General features: G+C 40.3%; 18 protein-coding genes and 2 pseudogenes. 9 read left to right on the top strand and 11 right to left on the bottom strand.

What is annotated here, in order from left to right; all coding sequences use genetic code 11:
• Positions 1–101 precede the first annotated feature (101 nt).
• The 3 genes and pseudogenes from CZ225_RS04260 to CZ225_RS04255 all read left to right on the top strand — a co-directional run.
• Positions 102–1,754, top strand: a pseudogene (locus CZ225_RS04260) (FAD-dependent oxidoreductase); the annotation flags it as partial.
• A gap of 51 nt (positions 1,755–1,805) precedes the next feature.
• Positions 1,806–2,534 (top strand): annotated as a pseudogene (locus CZ225_RS24830) (DsrE/DsrF/DrsH-like family protein); the annotation flags it as partial.
• A 38-nt stretch (positions 2,535–2,572) separates the two neighbouring features.
• On the top strand, positions 2,573–2,929 hold the full coding sequence (locus tag CZ225_RS04255; protein WP_077153087.1) for a MarR family winged helix-turn-helix transcriptional regulator: 357 nt from the start codon (positions 2,573–2,575) through the stop codon (positions 2,927–2,929).
• A 118-nt stretch (positions 2,930–3,047) separates the two neighbouring features.
• On the opposite strand, the gene CZ225_RS04250 is transcribed toward CZ225_RS04255, so the two are convergent.
• Entirely contained in the window at positions 3,048–4,352 is a 1,305-nt protein-coding gene (locus tag CZ225_RS04250) for a S28 family serine protease (protein ID WP_077153086.1), read from the bottom strand.
• 132 nt (positions 4,353–4,484) lie between these two features.
• On the opposite strand from CZ225_RS04250, the gene CZ225_RS04245 reads away from it, so the two are divergent.
• Both CZ225_RS04245 and CZ225_RS04240 read left to right on the top strand, forming a co-directional pair.
• A complete protein-coding gene (locus CZ225_RS04245; protein ID WP_077153085.1) occupies positions 4,485–5,117 on the top strand; it encodes a DUF4136 domain-containing protein in 633 nt (210 codons plus the stop codon).
• A gap of 15 nt (positions 5,118–5,132) precedes the next feature.
• A complete protein-coding gene (locus CZ225_RS04240; protein WP_077153084.1) occupies positions 5,133–5,759 on the top strand; it encodes a porin family protein in 627 nt (208 codons plus the stop codon).
• A 96-nt stretch (positions 5,760–5,855) separates the two neighbouring features.
• Here CZ225_RS04240 and CZ225_RS04235 read toward each other — a convergent pair whose 3' ends face one another.
• From CZ225_RS04235 to CZ225_RS04225, 3 genes are all read right to left on the bottom strand, one after another.
• Positions 5,856–8,858 (bottom strand): serine hydrolase domain-containing protein, encoded by a 3,003-nt coding sequence (locus tag CZ225_RS04235; RefSeq protein WP_077153083.1) that lies wholly within the window; start codon positions 8,856–8,858, stop codon positions 5,856–5,858.
• Complete coding sequence (locus CZ225_RS04230; protein WP_392387528.1) at positions 8,855–9,634, bottom strand: bifunctional metallophosphatase/5'-nucleotidase; 780 nt, start codon at positions 9,632–9,634, stop codon at positions 8,855–8,857. Before CZ225_RS04230 ends, CZ225_RS04235 begins: the two co-directional genes overlap by 4 nt.
• Positions 9,635–9,725: 91 nt before the next feature.
• Positions 9,726–10,532: a 5'-nucleotidase C-terminal domain-containing protein gene (locus tag CZ225_RS04225; RefSeq protein ID WP_077153081.1), complete on the bottom strand. Its 807-nt coding sequence runs from the start codon at positions 10,530–10,532 to the stop codon at positions 9,726–9,728.
• Positions 10,533–10,752: 220 nt separating this feature from the next.
• On the opposite strand from CZ225_RS04225, the gene rplS reads away from it, so the two are divergent.
• Positions 10,753–11,103, top strand: coding sequence for a 50S ribosomal protein L19 (gene rplS, locus CZ225_RS04220; RefSeq protein ID WP_077153080.1), 351 nt, complete (start codon positions 10,753–10,755; stop codon positions 11,101–11,103).
• A gap of 149 nt (positions 11,104–11,252) precedes the next feature.
• Here the strand turns inward: rplS and CZ225_RS04215 are convergent, their stop codons facing one another.
• Positions 11,253–12,233, bottom strand: a complete 981-nt coding sequence (locus CZ225_RS04215) for an ROK family protein (protein WP_077153079.1) — start codon at positions 12,231–12,233, stop codon at positions 11,253–11,255.
• Between the two features lie 355 nt (positions 12,234–12,588).
• Between CZ225_RS04215 and msrB the strand changes: the two genes are divergently transcribed.
• Both msrB and CZ225_RS04205 read left to right on the top strand, forming a co-directional pair.
• Complete coding sequence (msrB, locus tag CZ225_RS04210; RefSeq protein ID WP_077153078.1) at positions 12,589–13,617, top strand: peptide-methionine (R)-S-oxide reductase MsrB; 1,029 nt, start codon at positions 12,589–12,591, stop codon at positions 13,615–13,617.
• Between the two features lie 73 nt (positions 13,618–13,690).
• Positions 13,691–15,640, top strand: a complete 1,950-nt coding sequence (locus tag CZ225_RS04205) for a transglycosylase domain-containing protein (RefSeq protein ID WP_077153077.1) — start codon at positions 13,691–13,693, stop codon at positions 15,638–15,640.
• A gap of 21 nt (positions 15,641–15,661) precedes the next feature.
• Here the strand turns inward: CZ225_RS04205 and CZ225_RS04200 are convergent, their stop codons facing one another.
• The 4 genes from CZ225_RS04200 to CZ225_RS04185 all read right to left on the bottom strand — a co-directional run bounded on the left by CZ225_RS04200 (position 15,662) and on the right by CZ225_RS04185 (position 18,679).
• Positions 15,662–16,660, bottom strand: a complete 999-nt coding sequence (locus tag CZ225_RS04200; protein WP_077153076.1) for a hypothetical protein — start codon at positions 16,658–16,660, stop codon at positions 15,662–15,664.
• A 44-nt stretch (positions 16,661–16,704) separates the two neighbouring features.
• On the bottom strand, positions 16,705–17,025 hold the full coding sequence (gene bamE, locus CZ225_RS04195; protein WP_077153075.1) for an outer membrane protein assembly factor BamE domain-containing protein: 321 nt from the start codon (positions 17,023–17,025) through the stop codon (positions 16,705–16,707).
• Positions 17,026–17,055: 30 nt separating this feature from the next.
• Complete coding sequence (locus CZ225_RS04190; RefSeq protein ID WP_077153074.1) at positions 17,056–17,724, bottom strand: proline and serine-rich protein 1 family protein; 669 nt, start codon at positions 17,722–17,724, stop codon at positions 17,056–17,058.
• 106 nt (positions 17,725–17,830) lie between these two features.
• On the bottom strand, positions 17,831–18,679 hold the full coding sequence (locus CZ225_RS04185; protein WP_077153073.1) for a CvfB family protein: 849 nt from the start codon (positions 18,677–18,679) through the stop codon (positions 17,831–17,833).
• A 177-nt stretch (positions 18,680–18,856) separates the two neighbouring features.
• Here CZ225_RS04185 and CZ225_RS04180 point away from each other — a divergent pair, with 177 nt between their 5' ends.
• Positions 18,857–19,858, top strand: a complete 1,002-nt coding sequence (locus CZ225_RS04180) for a malate dehydrogenase (protein WP_077153072.1) — start codon at positions 18,857–18,859, stop codon at positions 19,856–19,858.
• Positions 19,859–20,253: 395 nt separating this feature from the next.
• Here CZ225_RS04180 and CZ225_RS04175 read toward each other — a convergent pair whose 3' ends face one another.
• A complete protein-coding gene (locus CZ225_RS04175) occupies positions 20,254–20,640 on the bottom strand; it encodes a hypothetical protein (protein WP_077153071.1) in 387 nt (128 codons plus the stop codon).
• A gap of 38 nt (positions 20,641–20,678) precedes the next feature.
• Complete coding sequence (locus tag CZ225_RS04170; protein ID WP_077153070.1) at positions 20,679–25,526, bottom strand: RHS repeat domain-containing protein; 4,848 nt, start codon at positions 25,524–25,526, stop codon at positions 20,679–20,681.
• Positions 25,527–25,544 lie beyond the last annotated feature (18 nt).

Genomic DNA, 25,544 nt, shown 5'->3' with positions numbered 1-25,544 from the left:
TAATGGAACGATACGCAAATATAAGTTTTTTCCATGAATCTAAGAACAATTTAGTATGTCTCTTTGTTATTTCCATAGGAAACTATTTACATAATTAAAATATGAAAATAATAATTATAGGAGGAGTTGCAGGAGGTGCCACCACAGCCGCACGCATCAGACGATCAGATGAGAAAGCAGAAATCATTCTGCTGGAGAAAGGTAAGTACATATCTTATGCAAATTGCGGACTTCCGTATTACATAGGAGGAGTCATCAAAGAACGGGAAAAATTATTCGTTCAGACTCCCGAAGCATTTTCCACACGCTTTCGCGTCGATGTACGGACAGAAAATGAAGTAATCTTTATCGACCGGAAAAGAAAAACGGTAACCGTACGCCAAAGTAGCGAAGACACCTATGAAGAAAGCTATGATAAGTTATTAATATCAACGGGGGCTTCTCCCGTTCGTCCTCCCCTACCGGGAATTGATCTGAACGGAATTTTCACCTTAAGGAATGTATCGGACACAGACCGAATCAAAGAATATATCAATCAGCACGCTCCCCGTAAGGCAGTTATTATCGGTGCCGGATTTATTGGGCTAGAAATGGCAGAGAATCTGCACTCACAGGGAGCGGAAGTATCTATTGTAGAAATGGGCAACCAAGTAATGGCACCTATTGATTTCTCAATGGCTTCTCTGGTCCACCAACATCTGATGGATAAAGGAGTAAATCTTTTCTTGGGACAAGCGGTAGCTTCTTTTGAAAAAGAGGGTAAAGGATTGAAAGTTTTCTTTAAGGATGGTCATTCTATTTCTGCCGATATTGTTATTTTGTCTATCGGGGTACGTCCGGAAACAAACCTGGCATGTGCCGCAGAATTAACAATCGGAGAAGCGGGCGGTATTGCTGTTAATGATTACTTGCAAACTTCCGATGAATCGATTTATGCCATTGGTGATGCTATCGAATTCCGTCATCCGATTACAGACAAAGCTTGGCTTAACTATCTGGCCGGACCGGCCAATCGTCAGGGACGTATCGTAGCAGACAATATTTTAGGTGCCAAGATCCCATATGAAGGTGCGATCGGTACTTCAATTGCAAAAGTATTCGATTTAACAGTTGCTGCTACCGGATTACCCGGGAAAAAACTTCGACAGGCAGGAATCAGCTATTTATCAAGTACGATTCACCCTTCCTCGCACGCCGGTTATTATCCGGACGCAATGCCAATGAGTATCAAAATTACTTTCGACAAAGAGACCGGAAAGTTATATGGTGGACAGATTGTAGGATATGATGGAGTAGATAAACGTATTGATGAAATAGCTCTTGTTATTAAACACCAAGGCACGATTTACGATCTGATGAAAGTAGAACAGGCTTATGCCCCTCCATACTCTTCTGCAAAAGATCCGGTAGCTGTTGCAGGATATGTAGCAGAAAATATAATTACCGGTAAAGTGAAACCAGTCTATTGGAGGGAACTAAGAGATATCGAGATGGAGAACAATTTCTTGCTCGATGTTCGTACGCCGGATGAATTTGCATTAGGAACTCTACCAGATGCGGTGAATATTCCTCTGGATGAGTTGCGTGACCGATTGGCTGAACTTCCCAAGGATAAGATGATATATACTTTCTGTGCCGTTGGATTGAGAGGTTATCTCGCCTATCGAATTCTGATACAACACGGATTTGAAAACGTACGCAATCTTTCCGGGGGACTGAAAACTTATCGCGCTGCTACAGCCCCTATTATACTTAATAATGCATCCGTACAACAAAACAAAGTGACTACTCCTACTGTTGAAGTAGCCAAAACTATTCAAGTAGATGCCTGTGGGTTGCAATGCCCGGGACCTATCTTAAAAATGAAAAAAACGATGGATACGCTCGCTTCAGGAGAACGGGTAGAAATCACAGCCACTGACCCCGGATTTCCCCGCGATGCTGCCGCATGGTGCAACTCAACAGGGAACCAACTGATTAAAAAAGAGTCTGTAGGAGGAAAATCAATAGTTATTATTGAAAAAGGAGAACCAAAATCGTGCAATATTGTTACTTCTTGTGACAATAAAGGGAAAACTTTTATTATGTTTAGCGATGATCTGGACAAGGCTTTAGCTACTTTTGTACTAGCTAACGGTGCAGCAGCAACAGGACAGAAAGTTACTATCTTCTTCACATTTTGGGGATTGAACGTTATCAAAAAGTTGCATAAGCCAAATGTCGAGAAAGATATTTTCGGAAAAATGTTCAGCATGATGTTACCCTCAAGCTCTAATAAGCTGAGACTCTCTAAAATGAGCATGGGAGGTATAGGAGGGAGAATGATGCGGTATATCATGAACCGAAAAGGTATTGACTCACTGGAATCTCTGCGCCAGCAAGCTTTAGAGAACGGTGTAGAATTTATTGCTTGCCAGATGTCAATGGATGTGATGGGGGTAAAACAGGAAGAGCTTCTTGATGGAGTAACTATCGGCGGTGTGGCAACTTACATGGAACGTGCTGATAATGCTAATATCAACCTGTTCATATAAAAAAGAATAATTTAAAATGAACAAATATTTAGCTGTATATGAAAACAATATGTGCAATGCGAGAAGTATTCAGAGCAATGTCCAACTTTGAGATTGCTTTTGAAAAGACTTATAAAATATCCCTGAATGAGGCTATTATATTATGTGCCCTGCAAGAATCGCCTCAAAAGATGACAGCCACTAATCTCTCTAAACAAACAGAGCTTAGTCCTTCTCATACGTCGAAAATGCTCCGGATATTAGAAGAAAAGTCTTTAATTATCAGAACTCTTGGGAATCAAGATAGAAGGCAGATGTATTTTCATCTTAGCCCAACCGGAAAGCAAAGGATGAATGAACTGAAATTAGATAAAGTAGAGATTCCGGATTTGCTGAAACCATTATTTGAGGATTAGTAACGTTTGACTAAAAAACAAAAAACTAAGAATATCTAAACGAATCAGGCTTTCATCCTATTCGCCCAGATATTCTTAGTTTTTATTGTGGAGTTCATCACTTACCAATCGGAAATCATTATTCGCCCAGCCATTCTTTTATAATAGAAATAATTTTCTGTCTTTCAGGTTCAGGCATAGTACTTATCCGCGCCAGATGGCTGCCACCTGGTTCTAAAAAGACATGAATATTCTTCTTATTTTTAAGCCAAGTGACGCCAGCAGCTGTCCAAGGATCATTTTCACCATAAATAAAAATCATTTTCGGATCGTTTTTTTTCAAGAATCTCACAATCTTCTTACTCAGCTTCTTGTCAAACTTTATATTCTCTAAATCTTCGGGCAACATTATGTGCCTTAGGTAATCTTTGCTTGTCTCAATGGAGAGATAAGATTTGAAGGGAGTCACATCATAGCCGTAATATCCCAATTCACGAGCTGCTTGTACAAAAAAAGAGAGATTAGAGCTTTCGACCGAAAAATAAGAAGGATCGCTGATGTTCAATAAATGCCCAAAGATAATTTCGTCAGAAGCAGAAGATTCCGGTATTTGGCCGACAGGAGTTCCCCATTGCCAAAAAGCAAAAGAATATTCCAGTACACAGTAATCATAGATTTCTTCCAAGGGAATACGGAATGTATGTTTTCTTTCAGTACATAGTTTCTCGAAACGTGGTAACAAACTTGCCTTTCGTTTCAAAGCTTCCAACTGAAAATCTTCTACTTTTTTCCTGTCTTCTTTCGTAGATACGCGATGAAGAAAAGGTTCATGCCGTCCATCTTCAAGATCATAGCAAAGAGGAGCTACATAGGGAATCGAAACATCAACGTCATCAGGAAAAAAAGCACGATACAAAAGAGACGTTTGACCACCTTTACTGATACCTGTACTAATCCACTTTCCAGAGTAAAGAGTTTTGAAAGTCGCAGTCACAGAATGCAAGTCTTCTGCCGAATTCTCGGCTGTCAGGAATTGCCAATCACATGGATCGGGAGTGGATTCGAGGAAATAACGATGCTCAACAAAGATCATATTTGCATCGAATAATTCGGAGATTTCTTCTCTGTATTGCGACCTCAAGGCATACCCAGCACCATATCCTTCGGTTACAATCACTGTAGGGCGGTCGAAACCGACATGACCTACAATTACACGTTGACGAAAAGTTCCTTTTTCGGGATGACGATGATCCAACGGTTGTGTCAAAAACATCACATATTTCTCAGAAAAGCGGTTCGTTTCGAGTGGTTTTATTCCGGTAATAGAAGTGTTTTTTTCAATCTTTTGAAGAAAACTTTCCTGTGCCAACAAAGATGATGGCATAATTGCCGTCAGCAGCAAGATAGAAAGCCATCCGACGAAATTTATTTGAATGCGTTTCATATAGTTAGAATGTTAATTATCTGGCAAAGATAATCATTTGAGCGAACCTTTTTACACTTTCCTTGTTGTTTGTAACAAAAGCCCCGAGGTACCAGGGCGCGATTTTTATATAACCTAAACATTATAAATGATATGAAGAAATTAATTCCTATTTTATTGGCGGTCTTCGCACTCGCTTCTTGCGAAAAAGACCCGGACATGGGTAAGCTGGATGACAATTATCTGGTATACACTAACTACGACAAGCAAGCCAACTTTAAAGACTTTAGTACATTCTATCTGGCAGATAAGATACTGATTATATCCGATAGCAAGGAACCAGAATATCTGGAAGGGGAAGGTGCTGAACAGATATTGGCTGCCTATGCGGAAAATATGGAAGCAAGAGGTTACCAACCGGCTCCTGATCAGGAAAGTGCAGATCTTGGTATCCAAGTGAGCTATATTGCTAGTACTTATTATTTCACCAGTTATTCACAGCCCGAATGGTGGTGGGGATATCCAAGTTACTGGGGACCTTCTTACTGGGGTAATTGGGGTGGATGGTATTATCCATATGCTGTGACTTATAGCTATAGCACTAATTCATTCCTGACTGAAATTGTAAATCTGGAAGCAGAACAAGGTACGAACAAAAAACTTCCTATTTTATGGAGTAGCTATCTGACTGGATTTGAAACTGGTTCTAAAGTGATTAACCGTGCACTCGCTGTACAAGCAGTCAACCAATCATTCGCTCAGTCCCCCTATCTTACTAATAAATAAACAACTACAACTGTTATGAAAACAAGAAAGAATATATATTTCAAGGTGGTGGCCCTAGTAGTCATTGCCATTGCCTTCGCTATGCCAGCTAAGGCACAGTTATCTGACAACGGATATGCAAATATAGACTGGCAATTCAACGTTCCGTTGAGTAATAATTTTGCCGACAAAGCCAGCGGTTGGGGTATGAACTTTGAAGGTGGTTACTTCGTAACTCCGAACTTAGGTTTAGGACTCTTCTTAAATTATCACAGCAATCATGAGTATTTTCCTCGCGAAACATTCAAATTGGGGGCAGGTGATGTAACTACTGACCAACAGCATACAATGTTCCAGTTGCCTTTTGGTGCCGCTGCACGTTATCAATGGAATCGAGGCGGAACAGTACAACCATACATTAGTGCTAAATTAGGTGCTGAATATGCTAAAATCCGTTCTAACTTCAATATGCTGGAAGCCAGAGAAAATTGCTGGGGTTTCTATGCTTCTCCTGAAATCGGTATCAACGTATTTCCTTGGGCCTACGGACCGGGGCTGCACTTAGCATTGTACTACAGCTATGGTACCAATAAAGCTGATGTACTGCACTATAGTGTAGATGGATTGAATAACTTCGGTTTCCGCGTTGGTTTGTCTTTCTAAAGGATAAATAATTTAACTAGACTTATATTAATAAGTAGTGCCCCTTTGCTTTCCATTGTAAAAGGGCACTTTTTTTATTACTAATAAAAAAATTAATTATTGCTTCATCGCCTCATAAATTACATCTTGTATGTTCTCACGGATATTCATTTTACTCAATTTACCGTTCGTTACTTTCGGATAGATACGATTACTCAAAAAGACATAAACCAATCTATTATCAGGATCTACCCAAGCACAGGTTCCGGTGAATCCGGTATGTCCGTATACTTTTGCCGTAGCATGAGTGCCACATGGGCTCATCCTCGGATTCTTTGTATCCGGTTTATCAAAGCCCAATCCCCGACGGCTGATTTTGGACACTTCTGTTGTAAACAACTGACATGTTTCTTTGCTCAAATAGCGTTTGCCATTCAATTCACCTCCGTTCAGTAACATCTGATAAACCTGAGCAACTTCCCGCGCCGTAGAGAACAATCCGGCATTCCCGGAAACTCCCCCTTGAAATGCAGCTGTTTCGTCATGTACAAATCCTCGAAGCGTTGTTTTACGCAAAAAATGATCGTCGGAAGAAGGGACTACAACTGATTTCGGCAAACGGCGTAAAGGCAAATAGCCTGTATGTCCTAATCCCATCGGTTGGTAGAACTCACGTTGAAGATAAGTATCCATTGGTACACCTGCCAATTGCTCTACTAACAAACGTAACAGGACAAAACCTACATCACTATATGTATACGTTTTCGATTTCATCGGAGCCTCTACGATTTTCTTTTCCATCTCTTTCAAAAAGGCAGGATTCAACCATAAGCTATCAGAGATTTGCAAGTTATATTCTTTTTTTTCAATGGGAGAAACATATTCTTTTTTAAACTCAAATTTGGGATTTGCCCAAGTGGAAGTACCTAATTGCACTGAATGATGTGCATCTTTTCGTGCACTAAACAATCGTCCTTCATAACTATCTTTATCTATTGCCTCCTGATAGAGAGCTATACCTGCTGGCAATCCTGACTGATGATAAAGCAGTTCTTGAATTGTTATATCTTTCTTATTCGTCCGTTGAAGGAAAGGCAAATAATCCGAAATCTTATCTGTCAGGTTGAAACGCCCTTTATCGTAAAGTTTCATCAGAGCAAGTAATGTACCTGTTGTTTTGGAAAGTGAAGCCAAATCATAAACATCGGTGGGTTGTACCCGGTTACTTCCCTCTCCGGAATGAGTACCAAATGTTTTATCTACCATCAAATGACCGTCTTTCATCACCACTATCTGGCAACCGGGATAAGCTCCTTGACGAATACCATCCAAAGCAATTGAGTCTATTCGTTGCAAGATGGTGGAAGAAAGACCGTATTCTTCTGGAATGAAATGTAATGGAGTTTGCGGAGTAATGGTCACTCCTGCACCGGCACTAAATATTCCACCCAAACTAGCAGACAATCTTCCATCAGCTGTCGCTTTAGCAAATAAAACATCGGCAACCTGTTTCTGCACATCATCATCATAACTATGAGCTAATACAACAGACGAAGCAGCGGTTACTGCCTGTTGAATCTGTAACATCATTTTTCCCGGAGTAAAAAACAGATAAATAACCGGAGTCTGAGGAGCGAATTTAGCAAAAAAGGCCTGATAGGGTGCAAGACGCTGTTCACTAATTGCAACGATAATTCGTTTATAAGTTGCCAGAGAGTCTTTTAATTGCCGGGCTTGTATTTCTGCTAAATTCGGTTGTAGACGGAAACGGGATATAGATACATAATTCGACAGTTGCTGAGCTAATGGATTCGTCTCTCCTACATCACCAACTTCAAGTAGTGCCACCGACTGGCTTGTATCTGCATGTAAAGGAAGAACTTGATTTTTGTTATTCAGAACGGTTATTGCCGCCAAATTTAATCGGCGAATCAAATCACGTGTCTGTGGAGTATTGATTCGTTGTCCTAAACCGGAAAGTTGTACATGCGGTTTCTTCTTTAATCCTAGTATATACTTGTAAGTCAAAACCTTGCGACATTTATTTTCAATATCTTCTTTACTGATTTCACCTTTTTCCACAGCTTCAATCACCGCAGGTATCTCTTCTTTAAGATTGCGGGGAGACAATACAATATCATTACCCGCCTTTAATGCCTGTAGACATATACTTTGATTGCCAGACACTCCTTTCATTGCAAGTGCATCGGTAAAAATCAGGCCTTTGAAGGCTAATTCATCTGTGAGTAAATCGTACACCACGTTACGGGACAGAGAAGAAGCCAACCCTCCAACCGGTTCAATAACGGGCACTTGAAGATGTCCAACCATCATTCCACTCACACCTGCACGAATCGCTTCTTTAAAAGGATAAAGTTCCACACTGTCCAAACGCTCGCGAGTAAAAGGTAATACAGGTAATGTCTTATGCGAATCTGCATCGGTATCTCCATGACCGGGAAAATGCTTACATACAGAGAGTACTCCCCCTCCTTCCAAACCGGAAGCATAAGCAATCACTTTATCACTGACCTGTATCGGATTTTCACCAAAAGAACGGGTGTTAATCACCGGATTATTAGGATTGATATTGACATCAGCGACAGGAGCAAAATTAACTTGGATTCCCAACAGCCTACATTGTCGGGCCATTTCCCGACCATATTCATAAATCAAACGATTATCTTGTATACATCCCAACACCATGTTTTTGGGAAATACCGGAGTTCCACGTAAACGCATTGCCAATCCCCATTCTCCGTCAAAAGTAAGCATTAAGGGTACTTTTGCCATACGCTGAGCACGATTAGTCAGTTCTACCTGATTCTGCATTTTTCCTCCGGAAAACAACAAGCCACCAACCTTGTATGTATCGACTGCCTCTTTCAGCAATATCTGATTACGTTTGGTATCAACAGGAGCAATGGTATAGATAAATAATTGACCAACCTTTTCTTTAAGAGTAAGCTTATTCATGACAGAATCTACCCATTGACGACATTGCTCGTCCTGATTGGCTTTATAAAGTAATAAGGGTTCTACAGCTGTACCAGTAGCCACTTCCTGAGCTTTGAGAGGAAGGATTAAAAATATAGCTATCACAAATATCAATATTCTCATTTTTTATTTAAGGTCAAATCCAAACGTCCAACATAAATTCCATTCTTACCAGTGTGCATAATAGGGACATTTTTGCCATCTATATTCAAATAGTTCTTTGGTGCTTCCAGAAAAGTGTGTGAATGTCCTCCTAAAATTACATCAATATTACGGGTATTTGCGACTAACCTCTCATCCATCTGGATTCCTAAATGTGAGAGACAAACAATAACATCACATCCTTCTTCTTTCAATAATTCTGCTATTTCATTTGAAACACTTACAGGATCTTTATAATTTACTCCTTCGCATTTATTAGCCTGTATCAATCCTTCAGGCTGGGCTCCTAACCCAAAGACACCAATCTTTAAACCATAACGTTCTAAGACTACGTACGGTTTCACTATATCTTTAAGTACAGTAGCATCCAAATCATAATTGGCACACACTACCGGAAACTTAGCCAACTTGAAAATGCGTGCCATATTATCTAAACCAAAATCAAATTCGTGATTACCGATTGTCATCGCATCATAGCCCATTTCATTCATCAGATTGATTTCTACTTCTCCTCTAAAAATATTATAATAAGGAGTACCTTGAGAAATGTCACCACAATCAAACAATAATACATGGGGATTGTCTTTACGGAATTGAGAAAGAAATGTGGCTCGGCGAACAAATCCTCCTTTATCATAATTTTGATCCCCTTTTTGTGTAATTGGTTCTATCCGGCTATGTACATCACTGGTTTGTAAAATGGTTAGCGTCTCTGTTTCTTGTCCCCATATCAACATAGGAAACAATAAAAAAACGAATATAATATAATTACGAATGGTCATAATAATGTGTAGATTAAACATTTAGCATTTAGTTCTTTTTCTCCCCTTATTTCTGAGCTGTATCAGGAACAATGGTGATACGTCCGTCTAATTTAGAAGTTATTTTCTTGCCCATGGAGGTTTGTTGTTTAACATACTCCAGGAAAAGTCCACGCAATGTCGCACCATCCGGACATTCACGTTTGTCTGCTTGCAGAAATGGAGTAAGCCCGTCATTTCCGTCAGCTAAATAATCGATAGTAGCTACCGTGTAATTCTTATCCTCTTCAATCGGTTTACCTTGTACTGTAGCGTTTAACAGTTTCCCGTCTTTTGTCATCTCAATGCAGGCCCCGCTTAGTCCTTCGCCATGCAGAGAAGCGATAACAGACAGCAAATTTTTGATTTCTGTTCCTTTCATTGTTAATATACAAAGAGAGTTCTCAAAAGGAAGTATCTCATACACAGCATCTACCGTTATATTACCAGCGGGAAGTATATTCCTCAATCCCCCCATATTCATCACGCCAATGTCAGCAGGTTGTTTCAACACACGTTCAGCAGAAAGTCTCAACACTTCTGCGACTAAATTAGAAAGCAAACTTTCAGGACGTCCTTTATCCATCGTCATCTCACTAACCCCAATCACTTCGTACATCATCTTATCAACCTTTTCTTTATATGGTTTAAGAATAGTTTCTGCCTGTACATCCGGATTAGCATCCCACGTGGAATCCATACAGACTCTGGTACCTTCTATTTTTATTATTTCGTAATTAGCTTGACCGGCTTCACGAGTAGAGTGACAAGAGGTAAACAAAAACAAACCAGACAGAACAAATCCTGAAATAAACTTAATATGACTTTGTTTCATTTTACTAATTTTGTTGATGCTACAAACTTACATAAAAATCTTCATTTATAAACACACTCAATGAAAATAACCTCCTCTTTAAATAGAGGAAATACACAAAAACATTTGGCAATCTGACAAATAATTAGTTACTTTGCACCGCTTTCGCGCAATCGCTGTCAAGATAAGAGTTACTTGGTATGTTGCGTTGTAACGATAAAACAATTTAATAATAACAACAATGGATTTAATTAAAATTGCAGAAGAAGCATTTGCTACAGGTAAACAGCACCCGAGCTTCAAAGCAGGTGACACTGTAACAGTAGCATATCGTATCATTGAAGGTAACAAAGAACGTGTACAGTTGTACCGTGGTGTTGTTATCAAAATCGCCGGTCATGGAGACAAAAAACGTTTTACTGTACGTAAAATGTCAGGAACTGTTGGCGTAGAAAGAATTTTCCCAATCGAATCACCGGCTATTGATAGCATTGAAGTGAACAAGGTAGGTAAGGTTCGTCGCGCTAAATTATACTACCTGCGTGCTCTTACCGGTAAGAAAGCTAGAATCAAAGAAAAAAGAGTTAATTAATCAATCTCTAAGATTCGAAATAAAAAAGAGGAAATGCTATAGTGGTAGTTTCCTCTTTTTTATTTTAGCTATCAATAATAACAATAAAAAATCCCCGGAAATAAACAATTACTCCCGAGGATTCTATTACCTTTATTATAATATTGATATTATTCTTTCAAGTCTTTCAACTCCCAAGCTAATGCACTGGCACCTAATACAGCAGCATCGGAATCTTTCAATTCAGAAACAAGTAATTTTGCCTTTCCTCTATAGATATTCAGAATATTTTCATCGATTGATTTCTGAATCGGCTTCATGATATAATCACCCGATTTAGCTAAACCACCAAACAATACAATTGCTTCCGGGCTAGAAAATGCAATAGCATCTGCCAAAGCCTCACCTAGAATATTACCTGTAAAATCAAAGATTTCTTGAGCCAATGCATCCCCTTTCACAGCTGCATCATATACATCTTTAGATGTGATATTTTCAGCAGGAATATTACGAAGCAAACTTTCATCAGTACGAGCAGCTAGTAATTCGCGAGCAGTACGTGCTACGCCAGTAGCAGAGCAGTAAGTCTCAAGGCATCCTTTGCGACCGCAACCGCAAACACGACCACCACGACGAGCAATCACATGTCCCAACTCACCAGCAAAACCATCGTGGCCATATACCATCTGACCATTGATTACAATACCACTACCTACACCAGTGCCCAGTGTAATCATGATAAAGTCTTTCATACCACGGGCAGCACCATAAGTCATTTCACCAATAGCTGCCGCATTCGCATCATTCGTCAAAGCAGTAGGAATACCTAATCTTTCTTCAAACATGGCAGCCAACGGAAGAATTCCTTTCCAAGGCAAGTTCGGAGCAAACTCGATAGTTCCTGTATAATAGTTACCATTCGGAGCACCAATTCCGATACCTCTAATCTTATCTACACCACCATTAGCTATAATCAAAGGAAGTAAATTTTTGCATACTTCATCAGCATATTCTTCCACTGTCGGATGACCTGCTGTTTTGATTGAGCTACTAGCAATAATAGTTCCGCGTGCGTCTACAATTCCAAAGACGGTGTTCGTTCCGCCTATGTCAATACCTACTACGTAGGGCTTTTCCATGTTTGAATTCATGATACTTTTATTTAAAAGGGTTAGTTAATAACTAAATTTGTTGCACACAAATTACGCAAAGAAGATTGAGTCTACAAAATGTTTTCTAAAAAAAGTTCAACTCATTTGCAACTTTTCGTAACTCATAGGGTATTGGATGGTAATAAATGTCTTTCTTCCCCGCTCTTTTTTCCAGAAATTTGGTTTTCGAGAAAATAACATATCATTAAAGTTTCTTATTATTTTTGCTGTCTATTATCATTCTGATAGGAGAAAACATATTCTGGTCTACATCACCTTGCAAAATTATTTCTGTAGAAAAATAAAATAAACATATCCGCAGGTTCATCCGTTATTAGAAAAAGAACCAACGAATATGAGACATTTTATCATCTTAGTGATTCTGATAATTAGTAATGTATTTTTAGGAATTGCAGGACCAATGAAAAAGCAAGCAGAAATCTATTTTGCAGGAGGTTGTTTCTGGGGAACAGAACACTTCCTGAAACAAATCAGAGGGGTAGAAGCTACCCAAGTAGGATATGCCAACAGTACTATCTCCAATCCAAGTTATGAACAAGTTTGTTCGGGAAAAACGAATGCAGCGGAGACAGTCAAAGTCGTTTACGACTCTGAAGTAGTAAATTTAAACCTGCTACTTGACTTATATTTTCAAACTATAGACCCTACGAGCCTCAACCGTCAGGGAAATGATCGTGGGACACAATACCGTACAGGTATCTATTATACCAATAAAGCGGATATTCCTATTATTAATCAAGCCATAAAAACATTATCTGCCCAATATCAAAAGCCAGTGATGATCGAAGTAAAACCGTTAGGGAACTTTTATCCGGCAGAAACTTACCATCAAGATTATCTTGATAAAAATCCCAATGGATATTGTCATATCAATTCAGCTTTATTTGACATGGCACGTAAAGCCAATGCTCCTCAAACAAAAGTTTATCAAAAGCCAGATGCTGCCACCCTTCGTAAGAAATTATCAGCAGCACAATATGCTGTTACCCAAAAGAATGCTACCGAACCAGCTTTTCATAATGAATATTGGAACGAACACCGTCCGGGTATTTATGTAGATATAACTACAGGTGAGCCATTATTTGTTTCTTCCGATAAATTTGATTCCGGTTGTGGTTGGCCTAGCTTTTCTAAACCTATCCAGAAAAATCTAATTAATGAAAAATTGGATACTACGCATGGGATGGTACGAACAGAAGTACGTAGCAAAACGGGCGATGCTCATTTAGGACATGTATTCACAGACGGACCGAAAGAAAAAGGTGGGCTTCGTTATTGTATCAACAGTGCCGCATTACGATTTATCCCAAAAGATAAAATGCAGGAAGAAGGTTACGGAGATTATTTATCACTTGTCAAATAAAAAAGAACGGTTTATATACTGATCAACAGAATATTATCTACCTTTGCACCTGATTTATTATCAAAAGCGAACGATGAAAAAGTACAGTAAAAAAAAGATTCTCCTACTTTCTATCGGTGGAGGAATACTTATCTGCCTCATCAGTATTTATTTATATCGTAACACTCTTTTACAGAGTATTGTCAGTAAACGTACTGCCCGAATCGAACAGACGTATGGGCTTAAAATTCATTATGAAAAAATGGAGATGAAAGGACTGAACAAAATCATTCTCCAACAATTATCAATTGTACCAGACCAACGAGATACTCTTCTTACATTAAAATCTGCAATTATCAAACTTAGCTTTTGGAAGCTACTCAGTCGCGAGATAGAAATGCGTCATGTAACAGTGAACGATCTGTCACTTGCCTTTATCAAACAGGATTCGATTGCTAATTATGATTTCCTTTTTAAAAATGGCACAAAGCAACTTCCTCAAACAACAGTAAATGAAGCTAACTATTCAGAAAGAATCAATAAACTCCTGAACCTCTGCTTCGGTTTTTTACCCGAGAACGGAACGCTAAACCATATCTGTCTCACAGAACAAAAGAATAAAAATTTCGTTTCTATTACTCTACCTTCATTCATCATAAAAGAGAATCATTTTCAATCGGATATCAATATACAAGAAGATACTCTATCGCAGTATTGGATTGCAAATGGAGAAATTAAACAACATGATAACACCTTAAAAATCAATCTTTACTCATCAGACCCCCAAAAGATCTCTTTACCCTATATTACCCGACGATTTGGAGCAGAAGTCACATTTGACACTTTATCATACAGTCTGAAGAAAGATATTCTTGGCAGAAGTCAAGTGCGCCTCAACGGACAGGTGCAAGTAAATGGGCTGGATGTTTACCATAAAGCTCTTTCCCCGGAAGTCATTCACCTAGACCAAGGGAAATTGGATTATCAAATAAACATTGGTGAAAATGCTTTGGAACTCGATAGCACCACTACTACTGTTATCTTTAATAAACTTCAGTTTCATCCGTATTTGCGTGCTGAAAAACAAAAAGAATACTGGCATTTCATAGTATCGGTTAATAAAACCTGGTTCCCTGCAGATAATCTATTCAGTTCTTTGCCAAGAGGTTTATTCAATAATTTGGAAGGTATAAAAACGAGTGGAGAATTAGCCTACCATTTTCTATTTGATGTTGATTTTGCTCAGATAGATAGTTTAAAATTAGAATCAGAATTGAAAGAAAAAGATTTTCGAATTATCGAATACGGAACCATCCCTCTTTCTAAAATGTCTGGTGAATTCAGTCATACAGCTTATGAAAATGGAGTTCCTGTCCGTACTTTCCCAGTCGGTAATTCTTGGGAGCACTTCACCCCACTAGATAGTATCTCTCCCATATTACAAATGTCCGTACTGCAAAGCGAGGACGGTGCATTCTTTTATCATCGAGGATTTCTACCAGATGCACTGCGCGAGGCACTCATTTATGACCTGCAAGTAAAACGTTTTGCCCGTGGTGGAAGTACCATCACTATGCAATTAGTAAAAAATGTATTCCTAAACCGCAATAAGAATTTTGCGCGCAAACTAGAAGAGGCATTAATCGTATGGTTGATAGAAACAGAAAGACTAACATCTAAAAAAAGGATGTACGAAGTTTATCTAAATATCGCAGAATGGGGACCACAGATCTATGGTATTCAAGAAGCTTCCTCCTTCTACTTTAACAAACGTCCTTCCCAACTGACTATAGAAGAAAGTATTTTTCTAGCTTCTATAATCCCAAAACCTAAACATTTCCGCAGTTCATTTGCCGCCAACGGACAGTTAAAAGAAAGTATGGAAGGATATTATAAACTTATTGCCGGACGCCTTGCTAAGAAAGGATTAATAAGTGAAATCGAGGCGGATAATATCCGCCCCGACATCCAAGTAACGGGCGAAGCCCGGAACAGTCTAGCCGGCAACGAGCCGGAGTCTAGTTCTCCTTCCGCTGAGGAGTAAATATATCAATAAAGGGATAGGTTATCTTCTTGTGTTATTTCCCCTCTCCGAAGAACGAGAAGAACTACGTTTACTATTGCTTCTTGTACTTTGAGTGGGCGAACGTCTTTCGGTTGAACCTCTTGAAACATTTTCCCTTCTGGTGCCACGACTACTGCTACTTCCACGATTATTTTCCCGATTCGTTGTCGTAGTAGGTCGCTCTTTATTATTTTCACTCCTTTTGGGAACTGCATCTTTACGAGATGATTCTCCCCTAGATGGAGTTGAAGGTCTGCTAGACGTAGAAGGACGTTCAGATGCTGAAGGCCTACTCGGAGCAGAGGACCTATGCCCTGATTCGGGCCGCTGATGATTCGATCCTCCGGGGCGTTCAGTGACTCCCGGACGAGTTGGTACATTATGAGGACGAACAGAAGTATTAGGACGGAAACGCACCGAACCAAAATCCGAACGACGATAAGAATGGAACACTCTTTGGTCTCTCACCCGATGTGATGTCGGATAATGTCCAAAGTCATTATATCTACCCCTATAATAACTTACATGATGGAGGTGTGGACGATAATGAGCTCCACAATAAGTTCGGTAATGATAGGGCACCCCAAAATAAAACAATCCTCGATTCGGATAGTTAATATAGATCCGGAAGTTCCATCTCCCCCCAGTAACATAAATCGGACGATAAAAATAATCGGCTCCCATAAATCGACGATATTGCGAATCATTCAATACCCAACGAAGATCATCATTACGGATATCCAGAGCTTCATAATAGTCATTTACTGCCCATTCATCTCCACGCACTACATAATCCATTATATTACGGACAGAATATATAAAATCATAATTGATTTCATAGATATCATTGTATTGCCGAGTATTCAAGTCCAATTCATATGCCATCTTATCAGTAAGGAAACGTGTCTCCTTACGCACTTTGCTAGTGCTCATAGAAGCCATCATAGTCATACTAGCATTCAGACCAATAGCAAAGAGTAAAAATAATATTCGTTTCATGATTCAACCTCCTCTTGATTTATTATTTAAAACTCATTCTTTTTTTATATAGCAGGCGGTGAAGGTAATGCAGGCCTACCATAACCACTAAAAGTATCCATACTTACCACTTCACCATCCATAAATTGAACAATAATCGTCATAGGTGTCGGAGTTAATGGAGTTCCTTTATCACGACGAAACTCCCATTCTTCCAATTCACCTTCAAAACGTCGATAATCAGGTTTCCCCAAAAGCTGTCGTACCTCTTGTTGCGTCATGCCTTTCTGTACTTCCATCACTTTCTTACCGGAAACATAATAAGATGCACAACTACCATTCAAAATAAGTACCAAGAATAACAAAACAGCATGTATATTTCTCATAATCATATCTTTTTAATGAATATTGATAGCTTACCGACGAATACTATAGTTTTTTACGAATTCATTCATCTCATCCTTATTTGAGGAAAAGGTTAATACATCAATAACAGTAAAGAAAGCTTCTCTATCCACAATCCGAGGATACATCAACTTCATTATTTTCATCTTGTCATCATCAAAACTATAAAGCTTTACCAATCTAAGACACTGTCCACAGGTAAAATCTGTATTTACCAATGCCGCCTCTAACATTTTAAGACGATCTGATGAGAAAGGCTCATTTTTCATCTTATTAAAAAACGCATCAAAGAGCTGTGAACTCATCACTCTATCATATTGACCATATTCAGGGCGATGTCCACCCTGATCTGGTCTACCAGGACGATGACCTCCCATTCCTCCCACCTGAATATATTTCACACCATTACCATTAAAATAAATACGTTCGGTATACAATCTCTCTCCTTTCCAAACACGTTCTCCGGGGCGAATACGTCGAGTCGCATATATTTCTACAGTATAATAATCCGGTCTCAAATTAGCAATAAAACAACTTGTTGAAGGAAGGCACATCTGATTACCGCCTATATAAACGAGAATTGGAATATTTCCACCATCAATACTGATCCCACTTATCGTCTGTGCCTTTAATGAAAGAGTGGCAAGCAATATACAGAAACATATAATAATTTTACGCATAACTTATCTAGTTTTTTATAATTAGCATTCTTTTGATTCATCACAAAAATAGGGTGAGGAAACTCCCCACCCTAATGATTCTCTCTATTCATCAATAGGGATTTCCCTATTTCACTTCGGAATTTGCGAGTACAAGCCCATCTTCTTTTAAGATAATCAGATGCTTCTTATACAAATCTCCTACACCTTTCTTAAAAGTTTTCTTGCTCACACCAAAAACAGCATAGATTTCATCAGCCGGACTTTTATCATTTAGGCTAATTCTGCCACCATGCTCTTCAATATACTCCAACAGTACTTTCGAAAAGTCTCCCACTCTATCGAATCCTGTTTTCTGAAGCATTAGATCAATCTTTCCGTCTTCGCGCACTTGTTTCACAAATGCTTTCATTTTCATCCCTGTCTCCAACGTACTGAATATCTCATTATCATATAATAACCCACTATGCTTATTATCTATAATCGCTTTAAAGCCCAAATCCGTTTTCTGCCAGACCAAAATATCCACTTTGTCTCCCGGTAAATATTCAGCTTTATCTCTCGATAAAAAATGTTCTACCTTGGCCGAAGCTACTATCCGATAACTTTCTTCATCAATATATGCATATACAACATATTTCTTCCCCACTTGCATTTTCATCTTCTGTTCACGAAAAGGTACAAACAAGTCTTTCATTAACCCCCAATTAAGAAAAGCTCCAAACTGATTTACCCATGCCACTTCCAAACAGGCAAACTGTCCAACCTGCACCAACGGGGTCAATGTTGTAGCAATCAACCTTTCCTCAATATCCAAGTAAAGAAATACATTCAATATATCTCCTACTTTACAATCTTCCGGCACATATCGGCTAGGCAATAAGATCTCGCCTTCTTCCCCTCCATCCAGATACATTCCGAAATCTACTTGCTTGACAACTTCAAGCTGATTGAATTTTCCTAATTCGATGCTCATACTCTATCTATTGTTTATATGATATACAAAGATAAACTATTTTAAGTAGATTCTCCCTACAGATATAACTTTTCGTTATCTGCCAACACTTTTTTCAATGAACAATCTGAGAATAAATGCGTTATCTTTGTAACCGTTAAAGATAAAGATTACTCACCTTTTAAAAGATATAAAATTATGAATTTTCTAACCAACGAGAAACTTACGATTGTAGGAGCTGCCGGAATGATCGGCTCCAATATGGCACAAACTGCCATGATGATGAAACTCACTCCGAACATTTGTCTATACGATCCATTTGCTCCCGCTCTGGAAGGAGTGGCAGAAGAGTTATACCATTGCGGTTTCGAAGGTGTAAACCTGACATTTACTTCCGATATCAAAGAAGCATTGACTGGGGCCTCTTACATTGTTTCCTCCGGTGGTGCTGCTCGCAAAGCAGGTATGACTCGTGAAGACTTATTGAAAGGAAATGCAGAGATCGCAGCTCAATTCGGTAAAGATGTCCGTCAATACTGTCCAAACGTAAAACATATCGTTGTGATTTTCAATCCTGCAGATATTACCGGCCTGATCACATTGCTTTATTCCGGCTTGAAGCCTTCGCAGGTTTCTACTTTAGCTGCATTGGACAGTACTCGTCTACAAAACGAATTGGTTAAATATTTCCATATCCCTGCTTCCGACATCCAAAACTGCCGTACTTATGGTGGACATGGAGAACAGATGGCTGTATTCGCCTCAACAACCAAAGTTAATGGAGAACCTTTAACCGATTTTATCGGCACTACGCGCCTTCCATTAGCTGAATGGGAAGCTTTGAAAGTTCGTGTTATACAAGGAGGAAAACATATTATTGATTTACGCGGACGTTCTTCCTTCCAAAGTCCGGCATACCTTTCTATCGAAATGATTGCTGCCGCTATGGGGGGACAACCTTTCCGTTGGCCTGCAGGAACGTACGTGTCGAACGGCAAGTTTGACCATATCATGATGGCAATGGAGACTTCAATCACTAAAGATGGTATTAGTTATAAGGAAGTAGCAGGTACTCCTGCTGAACAAGAAGAATTAGAAAAAAGCTACGAACATTTATGCAAATTGCGTGATGAAGTGATAGAGATGGGTATCATCCCTGCTATCAAAGACTGGCATACATTAAATCCGAATATCAACTAAATCTAAATTTCTAATCCCCCAAAAATCCCTGAGGCTTCTTCGTTTAAATAGAAAAAGCTAGCAGGGATTTTTATATCAAATATGTTATTCAATAAATACATTTAAATTATGTAAGTTCGACATAAATAGATTGCTCAGCTATATAAAACTTACGTTACTTATATTCTTGTTTAAATCCTTAACCTAATTACCGTTTTTATCATAAGTATACTTAACTGTTTGATTGGCACCGTCTTTAAACTCAGACCATTACCACATACCAAATTAGGAATAAGATTAACACTTTCTACAAATGAGATAAACTATCATATACAAATAATACCCTGATATAAATGATCTGTTATTAGACAATCTATACCAGGGTAAACAGTTCCAGAACCCCAAATCCATTATTTTTATTCATTAGATAAATCTAATGTATTGATAATTGGAAAATGGCTAAGATAAATAACTATAACCGTATCTCCTAAGTGATATAACGTATCTTCTACCGATATTGTAGAATTACTTTTATATGATTTACCGTTTACATTAAAAGTACAATAATAGCTAGAGGGATCGTAACGATGATATTGATTCCAACTACTTGCTTCTCTTAATCCTGATAAAACTCCTATTGTCTTTTCACCAAAATAAGGGAGAATTACTCCACGTATAATTCCTGCATACAGCCAAATAGGTGATGTTATCACTATAAAATATATAATTAATACCATCTTACTCTTTTTTAATCCAGCTTTTCTTTTCTGAACTCTTTTATTGAATTTCTTAGCTATCTCCATTCATCATATTTTTTAGTTCAACGCCAAATCTGCTATTTTTATCTATTCACATCCTTCTCCAAACTACCTTTTGCAACCTGCATACCAAATTTAAACGTATTTTCAGGAGCTTTCTGTACAATATTACTAATAGTTTTACTTGCATCGACAATACCATTTTTTTTAATAGCAATACCACGAGCTTGTTTTACATTAGAAACCCCGGGAAGTTCCTCTGCTAATTGTGTTGCTTTATTATTACTTAGAATTAAGCTGGAACCTTTTTGTGTAGCCTCTTTCAATTGTGGAATAACTTCCTTCATTCCTTTACCAAGCAAATCACCAGCTTTACCTATAACCTTGTCAGCAGCAATATCCTTGACCGATTCAGTCACAACACCTAATGCGTCATTAACATTGTTAAGCTTTTTATTATCTATGGCATTAATTGTATTCTTTGCAATAGATGCTGTAGCTTTAACTACTAATGTTTTTCCTGCACTCATACCAGAAGTTACGAATCCCTCTACAGCAGAAACTCCGACATTCCCCCATTTGATATCATGAAAAGCACTATTTCCTTGTACAAGATTAGCAGTAACTTGAATCCCAAGATCTACGGCAGCACCTATAACAGCTCCTACAACATTATTGATCCACTTTCCTTCTTCATCTTTATGACAAACAGGGCTTCCGGCACAGTAGCCATACGGACTCATCGAATAATACTTCTCACTCATCGGATCCACCACATGCCACCTTCCTATCGCCGCATCATAATGTCTCGCACCATAATCATACCAATTGAGTCCATTCTTCTGATCCAACTCCTTACCATTATACTTATAAGGCTGAACATTCACTGTAGAAGTAAACATACCACCAAACGGATAGTAACTGTTAGTTTCCTCCACAATCCCATCCTTATCCGCCACTACACGAATATTTCCCTGATGATCTTTCAGATAAAAATGAAACTTCCTATCCGGAAAACTCACATACCCCGCTTCATTGAGCAGCATCTTCAGCACACCATTCTCATAGACCGCATTCCCACAGTAATCCGTAGTCAAGGTAGTAGAACCCGTCTTATGTACAGTACGCGACTTTACTCCGTCGGTGGTGTACTCATACTCAACACTATTACCATTACCAAAGATCACCTGATCAGGCAAATTTAAACAATTATATCCAATACTACTAATATTCTTGTTTAAATCTTTAATCAGATTGCCATTTTTATCGTAAGTATACTCTGTTGTCTGATTAGCTCCGTCTTTAAACTCCGTACCATTACCGTAAACTGAATTCGTTACGTTGTCCTTCACAGCCAGCAACTGATTACCACTATAAGTCAAAGCCAAGTCATCAACCAATCCGTAAGCCGTTGCAGAAATCTGTCCGTAACGTTTCAATTTCAGGATATTACCCATCTTGTCATAACCGGTTATCTGTTCATTAAAACGGTTCGGATTAATCGTAAGATTATTACCTTCCCCGTAATTCGCATCCTTCAACCTGGAAAGACCGTCATACGTAAAACGATACCCCCTGTCTGCAGTTTCAGTTCCCGCCTTCCAGGACATGCTGCTGATGTTACCATTGTAACAAGGAGTATTCCCGGTCATCTTCTCCTGATAATTGAGCGTCTGGCTGAACAACGGTCCACTGACACTCTTCGTCCACGAACGGACATTATACGTGTAATCACTCCTCAGCTTACCGTTCCCATTCCTGCGGTCAGACTTCAGACGACCCACCTCATCATACACATGATCCACCAGCGTAACCGGAGCATCGTCATTCAACTGATAAGTCGTCCTGAGCAAACGGTCCGCATGGTCATACGTATGGGTTCTTGTTTCCGTAACCGTTTCTTTTCCAGGGACAGTGCGTACTTGTTTGACCTGTGCCGGTTTGCCGGTAAAACTGTATAGGGTGCAGGTCAGGTCCGTTCCACCCAACCCATTGTTACCCCTCTGCTGAACCATCCGGTAACGTTCATCATAATACATCACAGAATAAAGATACCCCGTAACCGCACCTGTCTTCGAGAGCTTAGCTACATATGATCCCGTCTGCTGCCCCCGGCAGCCACCCTTGTAACGTTTCCCGTAACCCGGAACCTCCGTATAAGAAGTAGTAGCATCATTGGGAATACTGTTACTTTTACCCAGAAAATCATAACTGTCGTAATAAACAGCAGAGAGAACCGTAGGAGCATTCAGGGTGATACCCGAAATACTGTAACCTTTCACCGCACCTGCTGCCTGTTCCCAAGTACCTTTCACCACAATATCCCTCAACGGGTCAGCCGTATAATCGGGATTGTTCTTACAGGTTCCCGTCAGCACAATACGGTTAAAAGCGTCCGGTATACTGAACGACCATTCCCCTTTAGTGCGCTGCTCCCCATCCTGGGTAAAGATAGGTCGGTCCGCAGCGTCATAAACCGTATACACCGGTTCACAACCCGGTAGCTTCTTATAGATACAACGGTTCAGCTTGTCATAACGGTAAACATACACATACTTCTTAAGTATCTCATTACTCTCTGTCCAGGAAGCGGCACTGTTCAGATTGTCCGCCGCAAGCGGAGGCAACACAAAACGTACATTACCATAATCATCATACACATAATAAGTATCATGCGCCAGGCTCCCGTCCATCTGACGGCTCAGTACCACCCGGCCCAGCTTATCCTTAAACTCGTAACTGACATTACCATCCTCCTCCGTAACCTTGACACCGTAAAGTGAACCATCGGCATAATACCCCGTACTCTTCAGGCCATTCCCCGAATACCCGTACATACGCACTGACAGTTGAGCAACATCACCCGCATTCGTCACATAATCCGTCGTGACAGCCTTCCCGGCAGCATGCCAGTCATTACCCACACCGGCCTGCCTGACAACCCTGCCAAGCTCCGACCCGTCATACGACGTCTCACTGTAAGGACGCCCGTCATTCCCGTAAAGTTCAGTAGCCTGGGCAGCCCGTTTCACCACCGACGGATGGACATAAGCCCCAAGATCATCTGCAACCGGCGCAGGCAGCCACTGCCGAAGCTCACGCCCCATACCGTCATACTCCTGTAACGTGATCAGATTATTACCCCCCGGAGTAATCCCCCGCAGAATCCTCTCCGTCGCCTGGCCCAAATGGTCGAAATACTGTATCTCAAGAAGCTGCTCATCCTCTTTTAAAGAAGAAGTGGAGGAAGCCTTCTTCAAAGGCGTCAGGCTAATGACATGGGGCTGCCCCTTTGTCGTCACAATATCCCCACCGGCACCACGGATTCGGATATTGGTGGTGATGGAACCGTTAAGGCTGATACCCTCCGATACCACATAGTAAGTACCCACCGCCAGCTCCTGTAACTCCAACTGCGCATGCCCCTTCGTGTTGCCACTGTTACGCAGCAGCTTCCCGTCCTTATCCAGCAGGCTCATATACGTATCCGCAAGCGAAGACCCAGCATGGTCTATCGTAACAGCCAGCACCTTCTCCATCGTGAACTTATAATACACGTCATTGGCCGTCTTCCCCTGATACCGGTTCGTATACCCCGAAGCCGTATTACGGATATCGGAGAAAGAAAAGCCCTTGTTATGCGGTCCCAGATCAATGGCCATCTCAAAAGAATCCCCCGGAGTATTAACCACCGTCCCCGTAAGGGCAGTAGTAAGGCTCCCATTACTTGCCCCATCCGTAACCACATAATATGTTCCCGGCATGAGCAATGGAATATGGATACAAGCACTTTTCGTATTGCTGCAAGCGCCACTGCCCGAATAGTCATCATTGAAGTACAACACCCGTTGCCTGTCGGAAGAGAACACCTTCAGGTACGTGTCCGCTACCGCAGAACCGCAGGTAGTTATACCTATCCCCATCGGCTGGGTAATGGTAAAACGGTAGTACACCTCCTTGCCCGCCTTTTCCGGCTGTTTGCTACCCGAGAAGTTGGAAGTGCTCCGCGTATCGGTATAGGTAAAGTCGGAAAAACGGCTGCCCACCTCTACCGGATAGGAGAAGTCACTGCCCACAGGAGGGAGAGTGCCGCTAAGGTTGAAGCTGAACCCGGAACTTCGAAAGCTCCTTCCCCATCCGTAGATATAATACTCCCCCGCAGAAAGCTCCACCTGCCGGGCATTGCTGTCCCCGCTATTGGATACACAGATAGTATCCCCGGCGGCATTCATCAGGCTGGACTGCGAATAATCATATTCATCCCGGACACCTCCCTGCCTTAAACTCACCTTCATCGGATTATCCAGCGTGAAACGGTAAACAACATCGTGCGTGTATTCATCCACCCTCATATCCTTGGCCGAGCGGTAGTCATTTCTAAACTGGTCGAAATCCTCCACACCGGGAGCCAGGTTGAAGTTATCGCTAAAACTCCCCAGCTCAAAGGGGCACAGGAAATCCTCTCCCGTGGTACGCCCGCTTCCCTCCACCTGCACGTCAATCGTCACATCAGGTACAGGGTCATTCAGGTTACCCGACTGCTGCCCCTCCACTACAAAGTAATAGACACCCGGAGTCAATCCGAAAGCAATATTGGAGTGTAACTTGTATTCCCACCTCTTACCGGCGTCATCCAACAATGCGACATTGGTCCAGCAACGGTCAGGACGGGTTATCTTAAACCTTACGGTCATTGAATTAGTCAGCGTAATCCGGTAAAAGACCTCCTTGACGCCAAGGTAAGGAGGATAATCCACATCCCAGTAAAAATCATCCCCGAAATCCCCCGTATACCGGCTGTCGGTAAATGTAAAAGGGCTGTCATGCGTGCCGATGTCAATGGCTGTGTCCATACGGTGCTGGTAAGCCGGTTGCCCGGACATCACCGCCGAGAACAGGCCAAACAATAAGATGCAAATATATTTTTTCATACGTTTCTTCTTTTTTTT

Origin of the sequence: Bacteroides bouchesdurhonensis, from assembly GCF_900155865.1 — a bacterium.
GTDB classification, from domain to species: Bacteria; Bacteroidota; Bacteroidia; order Bacteroidales; family Bacteroidaceae; genus Bacteroides; species Bacteroides bouchesdurhonensis.
This window is presented reverse-complemented; position numbering and strand designations above follow the sequence as displayed.

What these genes read in the sequence shown, in the direction of transcription:
- CZ225_RS04215 (WP_077153079.1), bottom strand. Translation starts at nt 12,233, where the DNA reads ATGAATTCAAACATGGAAAAGCCCTACGTAGTAGGTATTGACATAGGC.
- CZ225_RS04235 (WP_077153083.1), bottom strand. Translation starts at nt 8,858, where the DNA reads ATGAGAATATTGATATTTGTGATAGCTATATTTTTAATCCTTCCTCTC.
- rplS (WP_077153080.1), top strand. Translation starts at nt 10,753, where the DNA reads ATGGATTTAATTAAAATTGCAGAAGAAGCATTTGCTACAGGTAAACAG.
- CZ225_RS04190 (WP_077153074.1), bottom strand. Translation starts at nt 17,724, where the DNA reads ATGCGTAAAATTATTATATGTTTCTGTATATTGCTTGCCACTCTTTCA.
- CZ225_RS04225 (WP_077153081.1), bottom strand. Translation starts at nt 10,532, where the DNA reads ATGAAACAAAGTCATATTAAGTTTATTTCAGGATTTGTTCTGTCTGGT.
- CZ225_RS04245 (WP_077153085.1), top strand. Translation starts at nt 4,485, where the DNA reads ATGAAGAAATTAATTCCTATTTTATTGGCGGTCTTCGCACTCGCTTCT.
- CZ225_RS04185 (WP_077153073.1), bottom strand. Translation starts at nt 18,679, where the DNA reads ATGAGCATCGAATTAGGAAAATTCAATCAGCTTGAAGTTGTCAAGCAA.
- CZ225_RS04180 (WP_077153072.1), top strand. Translation starts at nt 18,857, where the DNA reads ATGAATTTTCTAACCAACGAGAAACTTACGATTGTAGGAGCTGCCGGA.
- CZ225_RS04205 (WP_077153077.1), top strand. Translation starts at nt 13,691, where the DNA reads ATGAAAAAGTACAGTAAAAAAAAGATTCTCCTACTTTCTATCGGTGGA.
- msrB (WP_077153078.1), top strand. Translation starts at nt 12,589, where the DNA reads ATGAGACATTTTATCATCTTAGTGATTCTGATAATTAGTAATGTATTT.
- CZ225_RS04175 (WP_077153071.1), bottom strand. Translation starts at nt 20,640, where the DNA reads ATGGAGATAGCTAAGAAATTCAATAAAAGAGTTCAGAAAAGAAAAGCT.
- CZ225_RS04170 (WP_077153070.1), bottom strand. Translation starts at nt 25,526, where the DNA reads ATGAAAAAATATATTTGCATCTTATTGTTTGGCCTGTTCTCGGCGGTG.
- bamE (WP_077153075.1), bottom strand. Translation starts at nt 17,025, where the DNA reads ATGAGAAATATACATGCTGTTTTGTTATTCTTGGTACTTATTTTGAAT.
- CZ225_RS04250 (WP_077153086.1), bottom strand. Translation starts at nt 4,352, where the DNA reads ATGAAACGCATTCAAATAAATTTCGTCGGATGGCTTTCTATCTTGCTG.
- CZ225_RS04255 (WP_077153087.1), top strand. Translation starts at nt 2,573, where the DNA reads ATGAAAACAATATGTGCAATGCGAGAAGTATTCAGAGCAATGTCCAAC.
- CZ225_RS04230 (WP_392387528.1), bottom strand. Translation starts at nt 9,634, where the DNA reads ATGTTGATATGGGGACAAGAAACAGAGACGCTAACCATTTTACAAACC.
- CZ225_RS04240 (WP_077153084.1), top strand. Translation starts at nt 5,133, where the DNA reads ATGAAAACAAGAAAGAATATATATTTCAAGGTGGTGGCCCTAGTAGTC.
- CZ225_RS04200 (WP_077153076.1), bottom strand. Translation starts at nt 16,660, where the DNA reads ATGAAACGAATATTATTTTTACTCTTTGCTATTGGTCTGAATGCTAGT.